The sequence below is a fragment of the Polaribacter sp. genome (assembly GCF_024639685.1).
Lineage (GTDB): Bacteria > Bacteroidota > Bacteroidia > Flavobacteriales > Flavobacteriaceae > Polaribacter.
Genome location: NZ_JAHEHX010000003.1, coordinates 100,997 through 117,423, shown reverse-complemented (window position 1 = coordinate 117,423; position 16,427 = coordinate 100,997). Strand labels below are relative to the sequence as shown.

Below are 16,427 nucleotides of genomic sequence, written 5' to 3'. Positions count from 1 at the left end.
TGCCTCTCTTGTTTATGTGTTTTTGTAAATCCGAAACTTATCATCTAAGTTAATTCTGTGTAATCACCTATACTTACAGAAGTATACTCTCCGTTATATTTTGCATGATTACCAATCATAGCATTATCTAATTTTGCATTAGAAACTGCTACATTAGTTTGTATTAATGAGTTTGTAATCGTAGAATTTTCAACCCTACTATTTTCACCTATTGAAACGTAAGGACCGATTTTTGTGTTTTTTAATACCACATTTTCACCAACAAAACAAGGTTGTATAATTTCTGAATTTTGTAAAACAACATCGTCAGAAACTAAATTACTACCAGCCTCATGCTCAAAATGTAAAGTTTGTTTATTGGTATCTACAGTTGGATCTTTTTTACCACAATCCATCCATGCACTTACAGTTTCTGGTACAAATTTAGCCCCTTGTTGCTTTAAAGATTCTAGAACGTTAGTTAACTGATATTCATTATTCTCCTTTAAATCATTATCAATTAAATATTGTATTTCCTCAAGAAGTTTCTCACCACTTTTAAAATAATATATCCCAATAATTGCTAAATCTGAAACAAATTCTTTTGGCTTTTCTATAAAATCAGTAATAATACCTTCTTCTAATTTTACGACTCCAAAGGCACTTGGGTTTTCTACTTTACTTACCCAAATTGCACCATCAGCATTCACGTCTAATGTAAAATCAGCTTTAAAGAGTGTATCTGCATAAGCTACAACACAAGGGCCACTCAAGGCTTCTTTAGCGCAGTATATTGCATGAGCTGTACCTAAAGCAGTATCTTGAATATACACAGACCCTTTTGCTCCTAACTCAGCTGCAATTTTTAACAATTTTTCTTCTGTATCAGTAGGAAAACCTTTTGCTCTACTACCAATTACAAAAGCAATCTCATCTATCTTTTCATCTATTACAGATGCTATATCCTCAACCAAACGCTGTACAATAGGCTTACCTGCAATAACTGTTAATGGTTTTGGAACTGTTAACGTGTGTGGTCTTAAACGAGACCCTATACCTGCCATTGGCACGATAATTTTCATAAACTATTTTTTTATTTATATATATGCAAGATAGCATTAAATAGTAGAAATTTAAAATTGTTTAAATCAAAATAAGACAAATTAAGTGTATGGTTTTTTGTTTCTTTGTAGGACTAAAAAATACTATTTGTGAACTATCTTTCTGTTGAAAATATATCAAAATCCTATGGCGAACGCATTTTATTTGAAAACATCTCTTTTGGTGTAAATAAAGATCAAAAAATAGCTTTTGTTGCTAAAAACGGAACAGGTAAAACGTCAATTCTAAATATTATAGCTGGGTTAGATAGTTCTGATACCGGACAAATTGTGAGCAGAAAGGATATTTCAATAGCTTATTTAGCTCAAAACGAAAATCTAAACCCAAATTTAACCATAGAAGAAACCATATTTGATACTGATAATAAAATTTTATCAATTATCAATCAATATGAAAAAGCCTTAAAAAACCCTGATGATGCAGATGCTTACCAAACTGCATTTGATTTAATGGACCAATACAATGCTTGGGATTTTGAAACACAATACACACAAATATTATCGAAATTAAAGTTAGACGATCTTAGTCAGAAAATTTCTTCTCTTTCTGGAGGTCAAAGAAAAAGACTGTCTTTAGCAATTGTTTTAATTAGTAAGCCTGATTTATTAATACTCGATGAGCCTACAAATCACCTTGATTTAGAAATGATTGAGTGGCTGGAAGATTTTTTTGCAAAAGAAAAAATCACCCTATTTATGGTTACTCATGATCGTTACTTTTTGGAACGAGTTTGTAATGAAATTTTAGAATTAGATCATGGTAAAATATATAAGTATAAAGGAAATTATTCTTATTACTTAGAAAAAAAGGAAGAACGAATTCAGCTTGAAAAGGTTACTACAGAAAAAGCTAAAAATCTCTTTAAGAAAGAGTTAGATTGGATGCGAAAACAGCCAAAAGCAAGAACTACAAAATCTAAATCTAGAATAGATGATTTCCATCAAATTAAAGAAAAAGCACATCAACGAAGAAAAGACCATAAAGTTCAATTGGAGATAAATATGGAACGTTTAGGAAGTAAAATTCTTGAACTTCATAAACTAAAAAAATCTTATGGAGATAAAGTTATTTTAGATGGTTTTGATTATGTTTTTAAACGCGGAGAACGTATTGGTATTATAGGAAAGAATGGGACTGGAAAATCGTCTTTTTTAAATATTATTACTCAAAACAATCCTGTTGATGGTGGAAAAGTTGTTGTTGGTGAAACTGTAAAATTTGGATATTATACACAATCTGGAATTGCTATAAAAGAAGGTCAAAAGGTAATTGAAGTAATAAAGGAGTTTGGTGAATTTATTCCGCTTACAAAAGGCAGAAAAATATCTGCCTCACAGCTACTAGAACGATTTTTATTTGATAAAAAAAAACAGTATGATTTTGTAGAAAAACTTTCTGGAGGCGAACAAAAGCGCTTGTATTTGTGTGCTGTTTTAATTCAAAATCCAAACTTTTTAATTTTAGATGAACCAACGAATGATTTAGATGTGGTTACTTTAAATGTATTAGAAAATTTTCTATTAGATTATCCAGGGAACTTAATGGTGGTTTCACATGACAGGTATTTTATGGATAAAATAGTTGATGCGCTTTTTGTATTTAGAGGTGATGGAATTGTAGAGAACTTTCCTGGAAACTATTCAGACTTTAGAGCGTATGAAAACTCAAATCCATATGAGCAAGAAGAAATTTCAAATGTAAAAACTGAAGTAAAACATGCTGAAACTAAATCTCAAAAAAACTCATTAAGCTATAATGAGAAAAGAGAATTTGGTGCTTTAGAAGACGAAATTCAGCGATTACAAAATCAGAAAGAACGCATTGAAAAGCAATTTCTAAATGTTGAGATTGCAGAAGAAAATATTGCCAAGAAATCTGAAGAATTAAAGCAAATTATAAATGATTTGGAACAAAAAGAAGAACGCTGGTTAGAACTATCTATGAAACTAGAAAGTTAATCTATACTAACAATTTCCTTATTTGTAATAATTTTTTGATTATTAAATCTTAATAATATTTGTGCAATAGCAACTGTATCTTTCTCGCAATAAGTTACAATTCTTTGTAAGTCTTTTTCTTGATAATAAACTTTAGCTACTTCACTGCCATCAATATCATCTTTAGGAGACGGAATACCTAAAATTGATGTCAGTAATTTTAAAGACGTGTAATGTTTAAAATCGCCAAATTTCCAAAGCTCTAAAGTGTCAAGATGAGGAACTTCCCATGGTTTTTTACCAAATAAATTCAGTTTTTGAGGTAACTCTATTTGATGCACAATCATTCTTCTAGCTATAAATGGAAAATCAAATTCTTTTCCATTATGTGCACACAAAATATTCGACTTTTTAGCAAAATGCTTGTCTAATAATTGTTTAAAATCGGTAAGAATCTTATGCTCATCATCACCAAAAAAAGAACGAATTCTTAATTGTTTTGTCTTATTTTTATTGTTAAAATAGCCAACAGATATACAAACTATTTTACCAAACTCAGCCCAAATTCCTGCTCTATTATAAAACTCTTCTGCAGTAAATTCTTCTTTTCTTTGGTATTTTGTTTTAGCTTCAAATAAATGTTGAGTTTCTTCTGATAATAATGACCAATACTCTTCTTGAGGTACAGTTTCAATATCTAAAAATAAGATATCATTTAATTGATAGGTTAAATTCATAGCAATATAATTTCTTTTTTATAAATATAGTAAAAAAGAAAAAGCTCTGAAAATTCATAGCTTTTGTATTGATATGAAAGTAAAAAAATTATTTAATTACCAACTTAGAAGTTGCAGTATTAACCCCTTCTTGAACTTTAATAATATAAATTCCTGATGATAATAATGAAGTATTAATTTCTGCTCTGTTACTAGAAACAGATGTAGATAAAACATTTTTACCTAAAACATTAAAAATTGAAACATTTTTAACTTCAGCACTATTACTAGTAATTGTTATGTTATTAAGCACAAATAACCTAGTTAAGATTAAATGATTGTTAAGTAGTCTTAAATATAGAATATTAATCGTTATTTTTGATTCAATATAAAGAATATATTATGAATAAAGGTGATGTAAAAATATTATTAGTAGACGATGAACCAGATATTTTAGAAATTATTGGTTACAATTTAAAAAATGAAGGTTATCAAGTTTTTACTGCTGAAAATGGATTAGAAGCAATAAAATCTGCAAAGAAAAACACCCCACATCTTATCCTATTAGATATTATGATGCCAGAAATGGATGGTATTGAAGCATGTGAAAAGATTAGGAAAATAAAATCTTTAGAAAATGTAATTATTGCTTTTTTAACAGCGAGAGGCGAAGACTATTCTCAAGTCGCTGGCTTTGAAGCAGGTGCAGACGACTACATTACAAAACCAATAAAACCAAAAGTTTTAATAAGTAAAATGAAATCTTTATTACGCAGGCTAAAATCTGATGAAGAGAGTGAAGAAACGCTTAAAATTGGTGATATTGTAATTGATAGAGATGAGTATGTAGTTTATAAAGCAGGTAAAAAAATAGCGCTTCCAAGAAAGGAGTTCGAACTTTTTTCTTTATTAACTTCAAAACCAAGTAAAGTATTTAAAAGAGAGGTAATTTTAGATACTGTTTGGGGTAACGAAGTAGTTGTTGGTGGAAGAACAATAGATGTCCATATTAGAAAATTAAGAGAAAAAATTGGAGACGACCACTTTAAAACTGTTAAAGGTGTTGGATATAAATTTGTATTAAAGGATTAAAAATAATTTTTCGTTGAGACTCAAAAAAACATATTCCTACGCACTATTATCTGCAGTATACTTAACACTGTTAGCAGTTATAATCTCTTCTATATCCTACTACATGATTCAAAAAGATTTTGGTATTGGGAGTATTCTGGTTTCTATTATCTTTCTTTTTTTAATTTCCTTTTTTATTATTCAATATAGGGCTGAACACTTTATTTACAGAAGATTAAAAAAAATTTATCAAGAAGTTTCTATTCTTAATGTTAATGATTTGAAAAGAGAATCCGCTACAACAGATATCGATAAACTTTCTAAAAGCATGCAAAAGTTTGTTGAAGGTAAACGTTTAGAAATAAAAAGTTTAACAGAAAGAGACTCTTTCAGGAGAGACTTTTTAGGAAATGTAGCTCATGAATTAAAAACACCTCTTTTTACCGTTCAAGGTTATATTTTAACCCTTCTTGAAGGTGCTGTTAATGACAAAGAAATTAGAATGAAATATCTAAATAGAGCCAATAAGGGAGTTGAAAGGTTGGTGGCTGTTATTAAAGATTTGGATATGATTGCAAAATTAGAAAACGAAGGAACTAATTTAAATATAGAAGTTTTTAATATTCTTGAACTCATTCAGAATGTGTTCGATTTATTTGAAATGAAAGCAAAAAAACGAAATATTTCTTTAAAATTTGATAAAATATATGAATTCCCAGTCTTTGTGAAAGGTGATATTGAAAAAATTGAACAAGTATTGATAAATTTAGTGGTAAATTCTATCAAATATGGCAATCCAAACGGAACTACTTTTGTTGGAGTAGAAAGTTACTCAGACAAAAAATTTATTATCAAAGTAATAGACAATGGAGAAGGAATTAAAAAAGAACATATCTCTCGTTTATTTGAGCGTTTTTACAGAGTGGACCAGAGTAGATCTAGAGAACAGGGTGGTTCAGGTCTTGGACTTTCTATAGTAAAACATATCATTGAAGCACATGATGAAAATATACTGCTTAAAAGTACATTTGGAAGAGGTTCAGAATTTTCATTTACGTTAGAAAAAGCAAGTTAATTTCTAGACTAAATCGAAACCAATATCTTTTCTATAATTCATATCATCAAAAGAAATCTTTTCAATACTATCATAAGATTTATCTAATGCTTCTTGAATAGAATCTCCAAAAGAAGTAATAGCCATTACTCTCCCTCCACTGGTTACAACTTTATTATTATCTAAAGAAGTACCTCCATGAAATACGGTTGAATTTACCACATTTTCTAAGCCACTAATCTCTTTATTTTTTTGATAGGCTTCAGGGTATCCTCCTGAAACTAGCATTACAGTTGTTGCAGTTTGTTTCGTAACTGAAAAAGATTTTTCATTTAAAGTTTGATTGGCAACACCATCAAATAATTCAAATAAATCTGACTCTATTCTTGGTAAAACAACCTCAGTCTCTGGGTCACCCATTCTTACATTATATTCAACTACAGAAGGATTTCCGTTATCGTTCATTAAACCTATAAAAATAAATCCTCTGTAATCTATACCTTCTTTTTGGAGTCCAGCAATAGTTGGTTTTACAACAAGTTCTTCAACCTTATCTAGGAATGCATCATCAGCAAAAGGAACAGGTGATATTGCACCCATTCCACCAGTATTTAAACCAACATCGCCTTCTCCGATTCTTTTATAATCTTTAGCTGAAGGTAGAATTTTATAGTTTTTACCATCAGTTAAAACAAATACTGATAATTCTATACCTTTTAAAAACTCTTCTATAACTACTGTTAATGAAGCCTCTCCAAACTTTTGGTTCGAAACCATCTCTTTCAACTCAAATTTGGCTTCTTCTAAAGAATTTAAAATTAAAACACCTTTACCAGCAGCTAAACCGTCTGCTTTTAAAACATAAGGTGGTTCTAAAGTTTCTAAAAAGGTATAACCTTTTTCTAAATTATTGTTATTAAAAGATTTATACTTTGCAGTTGGTACATTGTGGTTTTCCATAAATTGTTTAGAAAAATCTTTAGATCCTTCTAGCAAAGCACCATCTTTTTTAGGCCCAATAACTGGAATATCTTTTAACTGATTATCTGCCAAGAAGAAATCGTGAACACCACTTACTAAAGGTGCTTCTGGGCCAACAACTACCATCTTAATATCATTCTCTAAAACTGTACTTTTTATAGCTTCAAAATCAGTAGGACTAATTGTCACATTTGTTGCAATTTTAGCGGTACCAGCATTTCCTGGTACTACAAAAACTTTATTTACTTTTGAGCTTTCAACTAGTTTTAATGTAAAAGCGTGTTCTCTTCCTCCAGAACCTAATATTAAAATATTCATGGTAATTAATTTATGGATTGCAAATATATTTTAAATAAAATTGGCTACCTAAAACCCCACTTTAAAAAATATCTAATTGCTGATGAAACATGGTAAAAAAACAATTTTATTTTTTTTGAAGATCCTTTTTGATGCTGATGAACAATATGTACATCAGGAAAATAAAGTATTTTTTGAGACTGTATTTCTATTTTTCGGCATAAATCTGCATCTTCTAAATACAAGAAATAACGTTCATCAAAACCTTTTAATTTTTTAAAATATTTTGTTTTAAAAAGCATAAAACAACCGTGAATAAATTCGGGATTAAATGCTTCATTTACATCTTTATGCTGATATTGATTTTTTTCAATTTGTTTTTTCGAAAATTTTAATTTCCTATTGAGTAAGTTTAAAAATGTAGGATGTTTTCTGCAAACATATTGCAAAGTTTTATCTGAGTTCAAAACCTTTGGACTAATAAACGAGGTGTTTTCTGTTGTTTTTAATTTCTTAATTAACGAGGGTATAACATGTCCAGAAAATTCAACATCTGGGTTAAGTATCAAATGAAATTCTGATGTAAGTTTGTGTAAAACCAGATTATGCGCACTACCGAAACCAATATTTTGACCTAAAAAAATATATTCGATTTCTTTGTGTAAAAAATGTTTTTTTAACTTTGACGTTTTCGAATTGTCTATTAAATATAATTTTTTTGGTATGGGTGTTTTTAAAAAAGAGTAAACTGTATTTTGAAGCGTTTCAAGGTTGGTATTATATAAAACAATTGAGGCTGAAATCATTTTTAATAGGCTTTATCTTCTCCTTTAAAAATATTTAAAACAGTTTGTATTATAATTTTTATGTCTAATAAAAAAGACCAATTTTCTATGTAAAAAATATCAAAACGCACCCTGTTTTTAATATCAGATTTGTTTTTTATTTCACCTCTATAACCACTTACTTGAGCTAACCCTGTTATACCTGGTTTTACGATATGTCTTTTTAAATAATCTTCCACATCTTTTTGATATTCTAAAGACAAACTTTCTATATGTGGTCTAGGTCCAACAACACTCATATCACCCTTTAAAACATTAAAAAACTGCGGTAATTCATCTATACTAGTTTTTCTAAGAAAAGCACCAGTTTTTGTAACTCTTGTGTCATTTTTTGTTGCGTGAACTTTGTCTGATAAATCATTAATTTTCATAGATCTAAATTTATAGCAAACAAATTCTTGTCCATTAATACCTTCTCTTTTTTGCATAAATATTAAAGATCCTTTTGATTCAAGTTTTACAAAAAACCAAATAATTGGAATTAACCAAGATAGTAGAAAAATAATTACAAAAAGCGAAAAGAAAATATCAAAAATCCTCTTGATATAAAAACTTTCCTCGAACTCAAAGGGAAGTTTATTAACATTCAATACCATAAGTGTATCATCATAAAACTCTACACTTTGATTTTTACTATACAATTCGTCAGTTTCTGGAATCAATTTTAAAACAACGTCTTTTTCTAGCGCAAATTTATTTATTCTTTTAATTTGTTCTTTATTTAAAACATTTAATGAACAATATATTTCGTCTACAATATTATTTTCAATAAACTCAAATACTTCTTCAAAATTCCCTAAATATTCTTTGTTCTTATATTTCTTTTCAGTGAAAAACCCTAAGAACTTGTAACCTAAATTAGATTTACTTTTAAAAAGTTTAATAATGTTTTTTGAGGATTGGTCATAACCCACAACCACAGTAGTTCTAAAATTATTACCTAAAGATCTATATTTTTTTAGGAGAATAAAAGAAAAAAACTTAACAATGGATATACTCCCAACAATTAAAGACAAAATCAAAAATTGATTATGCACTACATCTCCTTCTCTAAATATTCCAAAATAAGCAAAATAACCTAGCACAAAAATTAAAAACTGTTTTCCTAATAAAGTAAGGATTCTTAAAAATCGTGTATGCCTATACACTCTATAAAATCCTAAAAAATAAGAAATTACAATCCAAAAAAGTGTAATGTATGATAAGAATGAAAAATTAAAAAATTCTTTATCATAGATAAAATACACTAATGAGTTGATTAGTATAATATCTATAACTATCTGTAATGGTTTTATTAAAAAGGAGTAACGTTTTTTCAAAGTAAATTTTAATAAAAAACAAAGGTATTGATTTAACTTAAAACTTTTTGAATCATTTTATCAATTGTAAAAAAGTTTTTGGCAATTTTATTTTGGCGATCAAAATCTACGTCTTTATTCAATAATTTTTTGAGGCATTGTATTAATAATGTAGCGTCCCAATTATTGGTAACAAAATCTAAATTATTATCTGTAAAAAATTTTTCTAATTCACTATTAGGATCAGTAATTAAAAGCACTTTACATTGAGATGCTAGTAAATTAGGCAGTTTTGAAGGCAATGAGCCTTTAGATGTTCCTTCTTTTTGAGGTATCATTTGAACATCACTTCTATCATATAATTCTTCTAAACACTCTTTATCTACTAATTTGTGAAAATGAATATCAGAGTTAGTATTTATTTTTTTTAGTTTATTAATTTCTTCTCCTTCTGAAAAAAAATGAAAACTTACATTATTAGTATTCAAAGAAGCTTCATTAAAAAAATCATATAGTCTTTTGGGGTTTTGCTTTTCACCTAAAGCTCCAGAATAAACTATATGTTTATTTTTATTCTTAAATATATAGTCTAAATTATTCGTTTTTCTAGCTTTAATAGTAATAAAAGGATATTGTACCTCTAGTAAATCTTCATTTAGTTGATATAAATCTTTTGCTTGTTCTTTCATTTCTTTAGAAAGAAAAATTAGTTTATTACAACTATTATAGCATTTTTTTTCTATTCTATGAATAAAAAACTGAACCAAATTATTTACAAAACCATTTTTATCAATAGAATACACTTCTTGTAAATCGTGTACCATTCCTACTTTTTTAATTTTCTTATTCAAAAAAGGCAAAATCGACAAAAAAGCAAAACTTGGTGGAAAAACAGGTATTATAATATCTGTATTTTTTTGATACTTTTTTATTTTTCTTAATATATAAAAAGCAAAACTAAATTCTAAAATTATTCTTCTGATTATTGTTTTTTTTGAAAAAGCTAAAAATTTTCCTCCTCTAATTATTTTAATACCTTTTAGTTCAGAATTGTTTTTCTTTATTTTCCAATCTGGATAAAAAGGGTGGTAACATAAAACTGTTACATTATGTCCTTTATCCTTTAAAGAAATTGCAAAGTCAGTATTAAATTTTCCAGTTGAAATTGGCTCTGGGAAAAAAAATGGAGATATTATTAAAATATTTTTAGAGCTACTCACTTACTTTTTAGTTTAAAATATCTTCAATGTTACCTTTATCAAAAATTTTTAATTTTCCATTAATAGTAAAATCAGTTATAGGTGTTTTAATAAAATCAAAATAATCTTTTGAAATTTTGTAGAGAATCTCACTTCCATCCAAATCAGGTAGTCCCCAATACTGATTTTTGAAGTAATCTTTACTAAAATGGTTTACATCATCACCTTTGTATTTTTGAACCAAAGGGCCTTTCTCGACTACAAAACTATGATCTACTCCTACTATGTTTACTGATATTGGATTTAAATAAGCTGCAATTTGAAGTGCTGTGAAGGTTACTGTACAACCTGTTGATAATACTTTTTCAATATTTTTTTCTATTTTATATTGGTCTTTTAGATTTACAAACAATACATTTTTTCTTGGTTTAATCCCTAAATAAAATGCTTTTATTGGCAAAATTAAAGCCCTATTTGTTTTATTAAAGTAATCTTTGTTTTGACTTATTACAAATCCATTTACACAAGTAATTATATCAGGTCTCCAAGTACTTTTTTCATAAATCAAATTGATTTTATTCATACCAATAGATATAAAATCATTCTTTATTTTATCTAAAGGAGTTTTATTCAAACTTGGCCCATTACCAACTATTAATACTGGTTTATTAAAGAAACTCTCTAAAATACTCCATTCGTTATTATTTTTAAAATATAAATGAAAAAGTAAAAAATCTAACCCTTTTCTAGGATAATATGTTAATACTTTTAATATTTCAACTAATTTCTCTTTCATTTTGACTTAGTATAATCGTTAGAATTACTATAAAAAACAATGTTGGTTCAAAAGAATAAAAAGAAGGTATCGATTCTGTAATACCCATAAATAAAAGCATCACTATTAGATTAGTAATAATTTGAGCTTTCAATTTTCTCATTTTTTTTAAAATTTCGAAAATCAAATATAAAATAATTACAATACCTACTATACCAAAATCAATTATATTTTGAATCAAAAAATTATGAGAAGTTTGCAAGTATTGAGACTCAAAAATCCCTTTAGTTGATTCTAACATATTATTTTCAAACCCATTTAAACCATAACCAGTTATAATATGAAAATCTGAAAAGATTACGTCTTTAGCTAAAGACCATATTTCAACTCTAGATAATGTTCGACCACTTAACTCTCCTGACCTTTTAAATGAATCAAATATATTAGTACCATAAAATATATATAAAAAGCCAAATAGTGCTATTCCAATAGCCCACCAAAATTTTTTAAAAAAAGTTAAAATAGTGTTCATTGAAAACCAATAAATAAAAGAAAAAATCAATGAAAACATTAATATTAACCTTGAGTCAGCTAAAACTAGCATGTAGATATAAAACAAATACAAAACAACATATAGATAATTATTTTTAGATTTTTTAAAAAAATATAAAATAATTATGGAGTTAAGTGCAAGTTGAGATGTATAAATATTTGCTCCAGAAGATAAAGGGAAATAAACTCTATAGCCATGCACTCCAAACAAAGACATTATACTATTAATTCCTGGTTTTGCATTAGAAAAATAAAGTTCAAATATGGTGAAGTTTGTAAAGTTAAAGATTAAAAAAGCTATCATTACATATTTAAGACATTCTTCTATTTTTTTATTTTTAAAGTAAGTAAGAGTAAAAATAAACCAAATCCAGTATGTTAATAATACAGCAACATCTCTTAAAAGAACATTACCAAATATTAATCCATGTAGAAAAATTGCTAAACATAATAGTATAGCATAATAATTATATTTTGAAATTTTTATTAATTTTTTTGTAGGGATTCTTTTTAATGTAGAATAAGACATCATAACAAATACAACTAAAAAAGCAACTATTTTTTGTGGCCCTTCTAAAAATGCTACAATCCTTAATAAAAGTACATAAAAGTAGATCATTTAATTTTTTTATAGCTTAAAAGAGAAAATACTCCTTGTATTATTATAAAAATAGTCATTAAAATTAATAACCAATATTCTTCATTAAAATCTAAAAACACAACAGGTACTATATAGACAATAATAACACCTAAATATTGTACAAAATTTAATAGCCTAATATTATAGACTTTATTATTATAAATTAAAATAAAAATAAGTGGTTGAATAACCATGAACACTAAACCTGTAAGTGAAACTTTTACTAAAAGTTCGTTATATTGAATATATTTAGGGAAAAATAAATTTAAAATTTCGGAATTAAAAAAGAATATTATAATAATTGCACCAAAAACAAATGGACTAATAGTTTTTAAAATTTTAAAATACATATTCTTAACAAAATATTTATTGAAGGTAATGTCTTTTTTTACTGTTATTTTTGATTGCATACCTGATATAACTGAAATTGTTATAAGAGTAAAAACATTATAAAATTGGTACATAATGTGAGTATATGAAACAAAAATGTCTCCAAAATATATTTGCCCAAAATATCTAACCCCAAAACTAGATAAAAACTCATTTCCTCTTAAAAAAGTATAGTTAATACCTAATCTCAAAATTTTAAAAGAAAAATCTTTAACCTTTAATCTATAGGTGTTTGTTTTTAACTTAAACTTACGATTAAATAAAACTAAACTTATTATAGCAGTAATAAAAGTGGTGAAAAATAAAGCTATTAATATACCTATTAAACTGTTGTATAAATAAACACTAATAACCCCAGTTATAAAAAACAGGAAATAAAATAAGAAATCTTCAATAAAAATAGATAGATAGACAGAATTATCTGATTTAGAAAATTCTGAAATATTTCTAATAATTACAAAAAACAGTAATGATGGAATCATTAAAGCTGTAATTATTAGATTATTAAAAATTAAAGAAGATATTATTGTGGATAAACTCCCAAAAACAATTAAGGTAAGTATGATGTTAGAAGTAATATGTATTGGCCATTTTTTATCATTTATGACACTCTCTCTTACTTCATTAAAGTAAATTATATATAAATTATTTGCAGAAAAAAAAGTTAACATTCTTAGTGCAGTCCAAAAAATTGCAAATGTTGCGAAATCTTTAAAAGAAAGTTTATAAGCAAAAAAAGAGGTTAACAATAAAAATAAAAACCTTCCAGAAATTTTACCAAAGAGATTTATTAATCCTAAATTGTTTTTTATATGTTTTTCAAATAACCTTTTCAAATCTTTATGATTCTATTGTTTTTTTTCTATTACTAAACAATAGAATTAGCATAAATGTAATAAACATTAATCCCCAATGTCTTGATAAAATGTTTTCTGTTAAGAAATTCAAAACTATGGTAATACAAAATGAAAACATTAAAACATCTTTTGATTTTAATGATTTTTTAAATAAGTAATAAATAAAGACCAAAAAAGATAATAGACCAATAATTCCTGTTGACATTAAGAAATACAAATAATTGTTGTGAGTATTTAATTTTTTATCAATTGCTATCTGTAACTGTTCATTTTTATTTTTAACATATTCAGAAATACGACCCTTTTCAAGTTGAATGCCCCAAAAATACAAGTTTTTATCTGTTTTACTGGTGTAAACGTAACTTCCTTTTTCATTCGGAATTCCAATTAAAGCAAGAGCGTCTTTCTTTAAGATAACACTTATATAACATCTATACCAACCATTTTTAAGCTCTATAATTTCTGCATTTTCTACATTTAATTTTTGAAACACTTCTCCTGTTTCAACATTAAAAACAACTCTTTGATTAATATTTCCAAGTCTTAAAATTAATTTATTAAAATTTCCTTTTTTTGCATGAATCGAAAAAGTATATAATTCTTCCTTTTTAACTTTTACATTAGCGCATATGTTGTGAGAAACTTCTTGAGAAATTTTATCTAAAATAATTAAATCTGCATTTTTTTTTGAGGCTGGTGAGCTTTCTGTATTAGCATTAACATGAATATTGTTTCTAAACCAGTATTTATGATTAAATTCCTCTGAGAAATACAGAAGGTTTCTGGATTTATTAAGAGATAATCTATTTAAATATTCGCTATTTAATTTATCTTGAACATCCCCTACACCAAAACCAAATATTAATTCAGAAAAGTTACTTTTACTTACAATATTACCAAATGTTTTATAAATTTCAAACCTAGTATCGTTTACTTCAAATTTTTCATTACTAGCAATAGATTTAATAAAGTTAAACCCTCTTTTAACATCTATATCTTTAGATTTTATATTTAAAAAAATAGCGATTGTAACAAAGAAAATAAAAAGTGTAGTTAAAAAAACATTCTTCTTTAAATTTAAATATAAAATCAGAACTATACTTAATAAAAGTGCAATTACATTGGGAAATGAAAATGCATAAAAAATCCAAAGTGAAAAATAAAAAAACAGCAGTAGATATATACTTTGATTAAAAAATGTTGCTGATTTTTTCTGAAAAAAAGTATGTAAAGAAAATATAGCACATAAAACAAAACCCATAGAAAAATATGGTTTATGAACTAAAAAATAAGGGGTGTATAAATTATTATTAATTATAAATTGAAATTTATCATAATCAAGTAAATAATGTTTTAAATCAAACTCAAACCTGTCTGGGTTAGTGATAAAAAAATAAGAAATTAATATTGTAAAGGAAATATTTACACAAATAAAAAGTATAAAAATTGTTGAAACCTTTTTTTTGGATACACTAAAATTTGTAAATGATAAAAGAAATGGAATAATTAATAGTGGTGTAAGTTGAATAATAACTTTAATTGCTTCTTCTTTATTTGAAGAATATAAAGCAGAAATAAGCAGTATTATAAAATAACCTGCCATCAATAAAAATTTATAAAAACTCTTTTTTGAAAAATTAACATTCTTATTTAAGACTGCTCTAATTACTGAAACTAGGCAGAGAAGAATTATTATTTTTGAGGACCAATCAAATTTTAATAATGGATAAAACCCAAGAAGGCAAAAAAACAATATCTGTAAATGATATAGTTTAATTTTCACTTTTAATAAGGTTTAACAAATTATTTACAGCCATTGATCCTTGACGTTGAACACTTTGATATGTTCTAGAACCCACATGTGGTGTAATAATAATATTATCAACACCTTTTAAAACTTCATTATCTAACATTGGCTCATGTGCCAAAACATCTGTTAAATAACCTTTTATTTTGCTTTCTTTAAGACCTTCTATTAAAGCAATAGAATCTACTAACATTCCTCTAGCTGTATTAATAAGAATAGGATTTCTTTTTAGTTTGTTAAAAATCACATCTCTGTTTATTAAATGTTCTGTTTTTGGTGTATGTGGCAAGTGCAAACTAATTACATCTGCTTGTTCAAAAATAGTTTCAACTGATTCGACAAATGTAACCTCATTATATTTTGATAAAAATTCTTCATCTTTATATAAATCAAATCCTAATACTGTCATACCAAGTGCTGAAGTTTTTTTTGCAAGTTCTTTACCCACAGCTCCTAAACCAATAATACCTATGGTTTTACCTTCAATTTCATTGCCTACCCAACGTTTCCAGCTTCCAGATTGAACTGAATTGTATTGTAAGTGAATATTTCTTTCAAAAGTAAATAGCAAAGCTAAAACATGTTCTGAAACTGATATTTGATTTACTGCTGGGCAATTTGTTACAGGAACATTATACTTTTTTGCTGCAGCTAAATCTATTCTATCTAAACCCACACCATATTTACATAAATATTTAAGTTTACCTTCAGTTCCTTTTTTAATAACTTGTTCTGTATATTCATCATCTCCACAAATTACAGCATCATAATTTTGAATGATTGGCAATAATTCTGATTCTAAAATTGGACCTCTAAGAGTATCAACATCAAAACCTTGACTATATAATAAATCTTGATGAACACCAGGTGTATCTTGAAATGATGTTGTGGTTAATAATACTTTCAT

Annotated in this window: 15 protein-coding genes; 3 read left to right on the top strand and 12 right to left on the bottom strand. The window is 26.6% G+C overall.

Annotation, left to right across the window (positions count from 1 at the left end; translation table 11 throughout):
* Window positions 1-44: 44 nt before the first annotated feature.
* Window positions 45-1,061 carry a sugar phosphate nucleotidyltransferase gene (locus Q0L44_RS02760; RefSeq protein WP_296634983.1) on the bottom strand — a complete coding sequence of 339 codons (1,017 nt, stop codon included), beginning with the start codon at window positions 1,059-1,061 and terminating at the stop codon, window positions 45-47.
* A 129-nt stretch (window positions 1,062-1,190) separates the two neighbouring features.
* Between Q0L44_RS02760 and Q0L44_RS02755 the strand changes: the two genes are divergently transcribed.
* Complete coding sequence (locus Q0L44_RS02755) at window positions 1,191-3,059, top strand: ABC-F family ATP-binding cassette domain-containing protein (protein WP_296634980.1); 1,869 nt, start codon at window positions 1,191-1,193, stop codon at window positions 3,057-3,059.
* On the opposite strand, the gene Q0L44_RS02750 is transcribed toward Q0L44_RS02755, so the two are convergent.
* Both Q0L44_RS02750 and Q0L44_RS02745 read right to left on the bottom strand, forming a co-directional pair.
* Window positions 3,056-3,775 (bottom strand): 3'-5' exonuclease, encoded by a 720-nt coding sequence (locus Q0L44_RS02750; RefSeq protein WP_296634977.1) that lies wholly within the window; start codon window positions 3,773-3,775, stop codon window positions 3,056-3,058. The two genes, Q0L44_RS02755 and Q0L44_RS02750, sit on opposite strands and share 4 nt — an antisense overlap.
* 88 nt (window positions 3,776-3,863) lie before the next feature.
* Entirely contained in the window at window positions 3,864-4,067 is a 204-nt protein-coding gene (locus Q0L44_RS02745; RefSeq protein ID WP_296634974.1) for a T9SS type A sorting domain-containing protein, read from the bottom strand.
* Window positions 4,068-4,156: 89 nt separating this feature from the next.
* Here Q0L44_RS02745 and Q0L44_RS02740 point away from each other — a divergent pair, with 89 nt between their 5' ends.
* The gene (locus tag Q0L44_RS02740; RefSeq protein ID WP_296635458.1) at window positions 4,157-4,846 is read left to right on the top strand and encodes a response regulator transcription factor; all 690 of its coding nucleotides are present in this window, start codon (window positions 4,157-4,159) and stop codon (window positions 4,844-4,846) included.
* A 13-nt stretch (window positions 4,847-4,859) separates the two neighbouring features.
* On the top strand, window positions 4,860-5,900 hold the full coding sequence (locus tag Q0L44_RS02735) for an ATP-binding protein (RefSeq protein WP_296634972.1): 1,041 nt from the start codon (window positions 4,860-4,862) through the stop codon (window positions 5,898-5,900).
* A 3-nt stretch (window positions 5,901-5,903) separates the two neighbouring features.
* Here the strand turns inward: Q0L44_RS02735 and purD are convergent, their stop codons facing one another.
* The 9 genes from purD to Q0L44_RS02690 all read right to left on the bottom strand — a co-directional run bounded on the left by purD (window position 5,904) and on the right by Q0L44_RS02690 (window position 16,427).
* The gene (gene purD / locus Q0L44_RS02730; RefSeq protein WP_296634969.1) at window positions 5,904-7,178 is read right to left on the bottom strand and encodes a phosphoribosylamine--glycine ligase; all 1,275 of its coding nucleotides are present in this window, start codon (window positions 7,176-7,178) and stop codon (window positions 5,904-5,906) included.
* A gap of 44 nt (window positions 7,179-7,222) precedes the next feature.
* Window positions 7,223-7,963 (bottom strand): glycosyltransferase, encoded by a 741-nt coding sequence (locus tag Q0L44_RS02725; protein ID WP_296634966.1) that lies wholly within the window; start codon window positions 7,961-7,963, stop codon window positions 7,223-7,225.
* A gap of 2 nt (window positions 7,964-7,965) precedes the next feature.
* Window positions 7,966-9,321, bottom strand: a complete 1,356-nt coding sequence (locus Q0L44_RS02720; RefSeq protein ID WP_296634963.1) for an exopolysaccharide biosynthesis polyprenyl glycosylphosphotransferase — start codon at window positions 9,319-9,321, stop codon at window positions 7,966-7,968.
* Between the two features lie 32 nt (window positions 9,322-9,353).
* A complete protein-coding gene (locus Q0L44_RS02715; protein ID WP_296634961.1) occupies window positions 9,354-10,520 on the bottom strand; it encodes a glycosyltransferase family 4 protein in 1,167 nt (388 codons plus the stop codon).
* A 7-nt stretch (window positions 10,521-10,527) separates the two neighbouring features.
* Window positions 10,528-11,295, bottom strand: a complete 768-nt coding sequence (locus Q0L44_RS02710) for a 6-hydroxymethylpterin diphosphokinase MptE-like protein (RefSeq protein ID WP_296634959.1) — start codon at window positions 11,293-11,295, stop codon at window positions 10,528-10,530.
* Entirely contained in the window at window positions 11,276-12,445 is a 1,170-nt protein-coding gene (locus Q0L44_RS02705) for an O-antigen polymerase (protein ID WP_296634957.1), read from the bottom strand. Before Q0L44_RS02705 ends, Q0L44_RS02710 begins: the two co-directional genes overlap by 20 nt.
* Complete coding sequence (locus tag Q0L44_RS02700; RefSeq protein ID WP_296634956.1) at window positions 12,442-13,692, bottom strand: hypothetical protein; 1,251 nt, start codon at window positions 13,690-13,692, stop codon at window positions 12,442-12,444. Before Q0L44_RS02700 ends, Q0L44_RS02705 begins: the two co-directional genes overlap by 4 nt.
* A 4-nt stretch (window positions 13,693-13,696) precedes the next feature.
* Window positions 13,697-15,316, bottom strand: coding sequence for a hypothetical protein (locus Q0L44_RS02695; RefSeq protein ID WP_296634953.1), 1,620 nt, complete (start codon window positions 15,314-15,316; stop codon window positions 13,697-13,699).
* Between the two features lie 169 nt (window positions 15,317-15,485).
* Window positions 15,486-16,427: a phosphoglycerate dehydrogenase gene (locus tag Q0L44_RS02690; protein WP_296634948.1), complete on the bottom strand. Its 942-nt coding sequence runs from the start codon at window positions 16,425-16,427 to the stop codon at window positions 15,486-15,488.

Excerpts from the sequence above, each read along its gene's own strand:
- Q0L44_RS02740 (WP_296635458.1), top strand. The coding sequence starts at position 4,157 with ATGAATAAAGGTGATGTAAAAATATTATTAGTAGACGATGAACCAGAT.
- Q0L44_RS02705 (WP_296634957.1), bottom strand. The coding sequence starts at position 12,445 with ATGATCTACTTTTATGTACTTTTATTAAGGATTGTAGCATTTTTAGAA.
- purD (WP_296634969.1), bottom strand. The coding sequence starts at position 7,178 with ATGAATATTTTAATATTAGGTTCTGGAGGAAGAGAACACGCTTTTACA.
- Q0L44_RS02695 (WP_296634953.1), bottom strand. The coding sequence starts at position 15,316 with ATGGCAGGTTATTTTATAATACTGCTTATTTCTGCTTTATATTCTTCA.
- Q0L44_RS02760 (WP_296634983.1), bottom strand. The coding sequence starts at position 1,061 with ATGAAAATTATCGTGCCAATGGCAGGTATAGGGTCTCGTTTAAGACCA.
- Q0L44_RS02750 (WP_296634977.1), bottom strand. The coding sequence starts at position 3,775 with ATGAATTTAACCTATCAATTAAATGATATCTTATTTTTAGATATTGAA.
- Q0L44_RS02725 (WP_296634966.1), bottom strand. The coding sequence starts at position 7,963 with ATGATTTCAGCCTCAATTGTTTTATATAATACCAACCTTGAAACGCTT.
- Q0L44_RS02710 (WP_296634959.1), bottom strand. The coding sequence starts at position 11,295 with ATGAAAGAGAAATTAGTTGAAATATTAAAAGTATTAACATATTATCCT.
- Q0L44_RS02690 (WP_296634948.1), bottom strand. The coding sequence starts at position 16,427 with ATGAAAGTATTATTAACCACAACATCATTTCAAGATACACCTGGTGTT.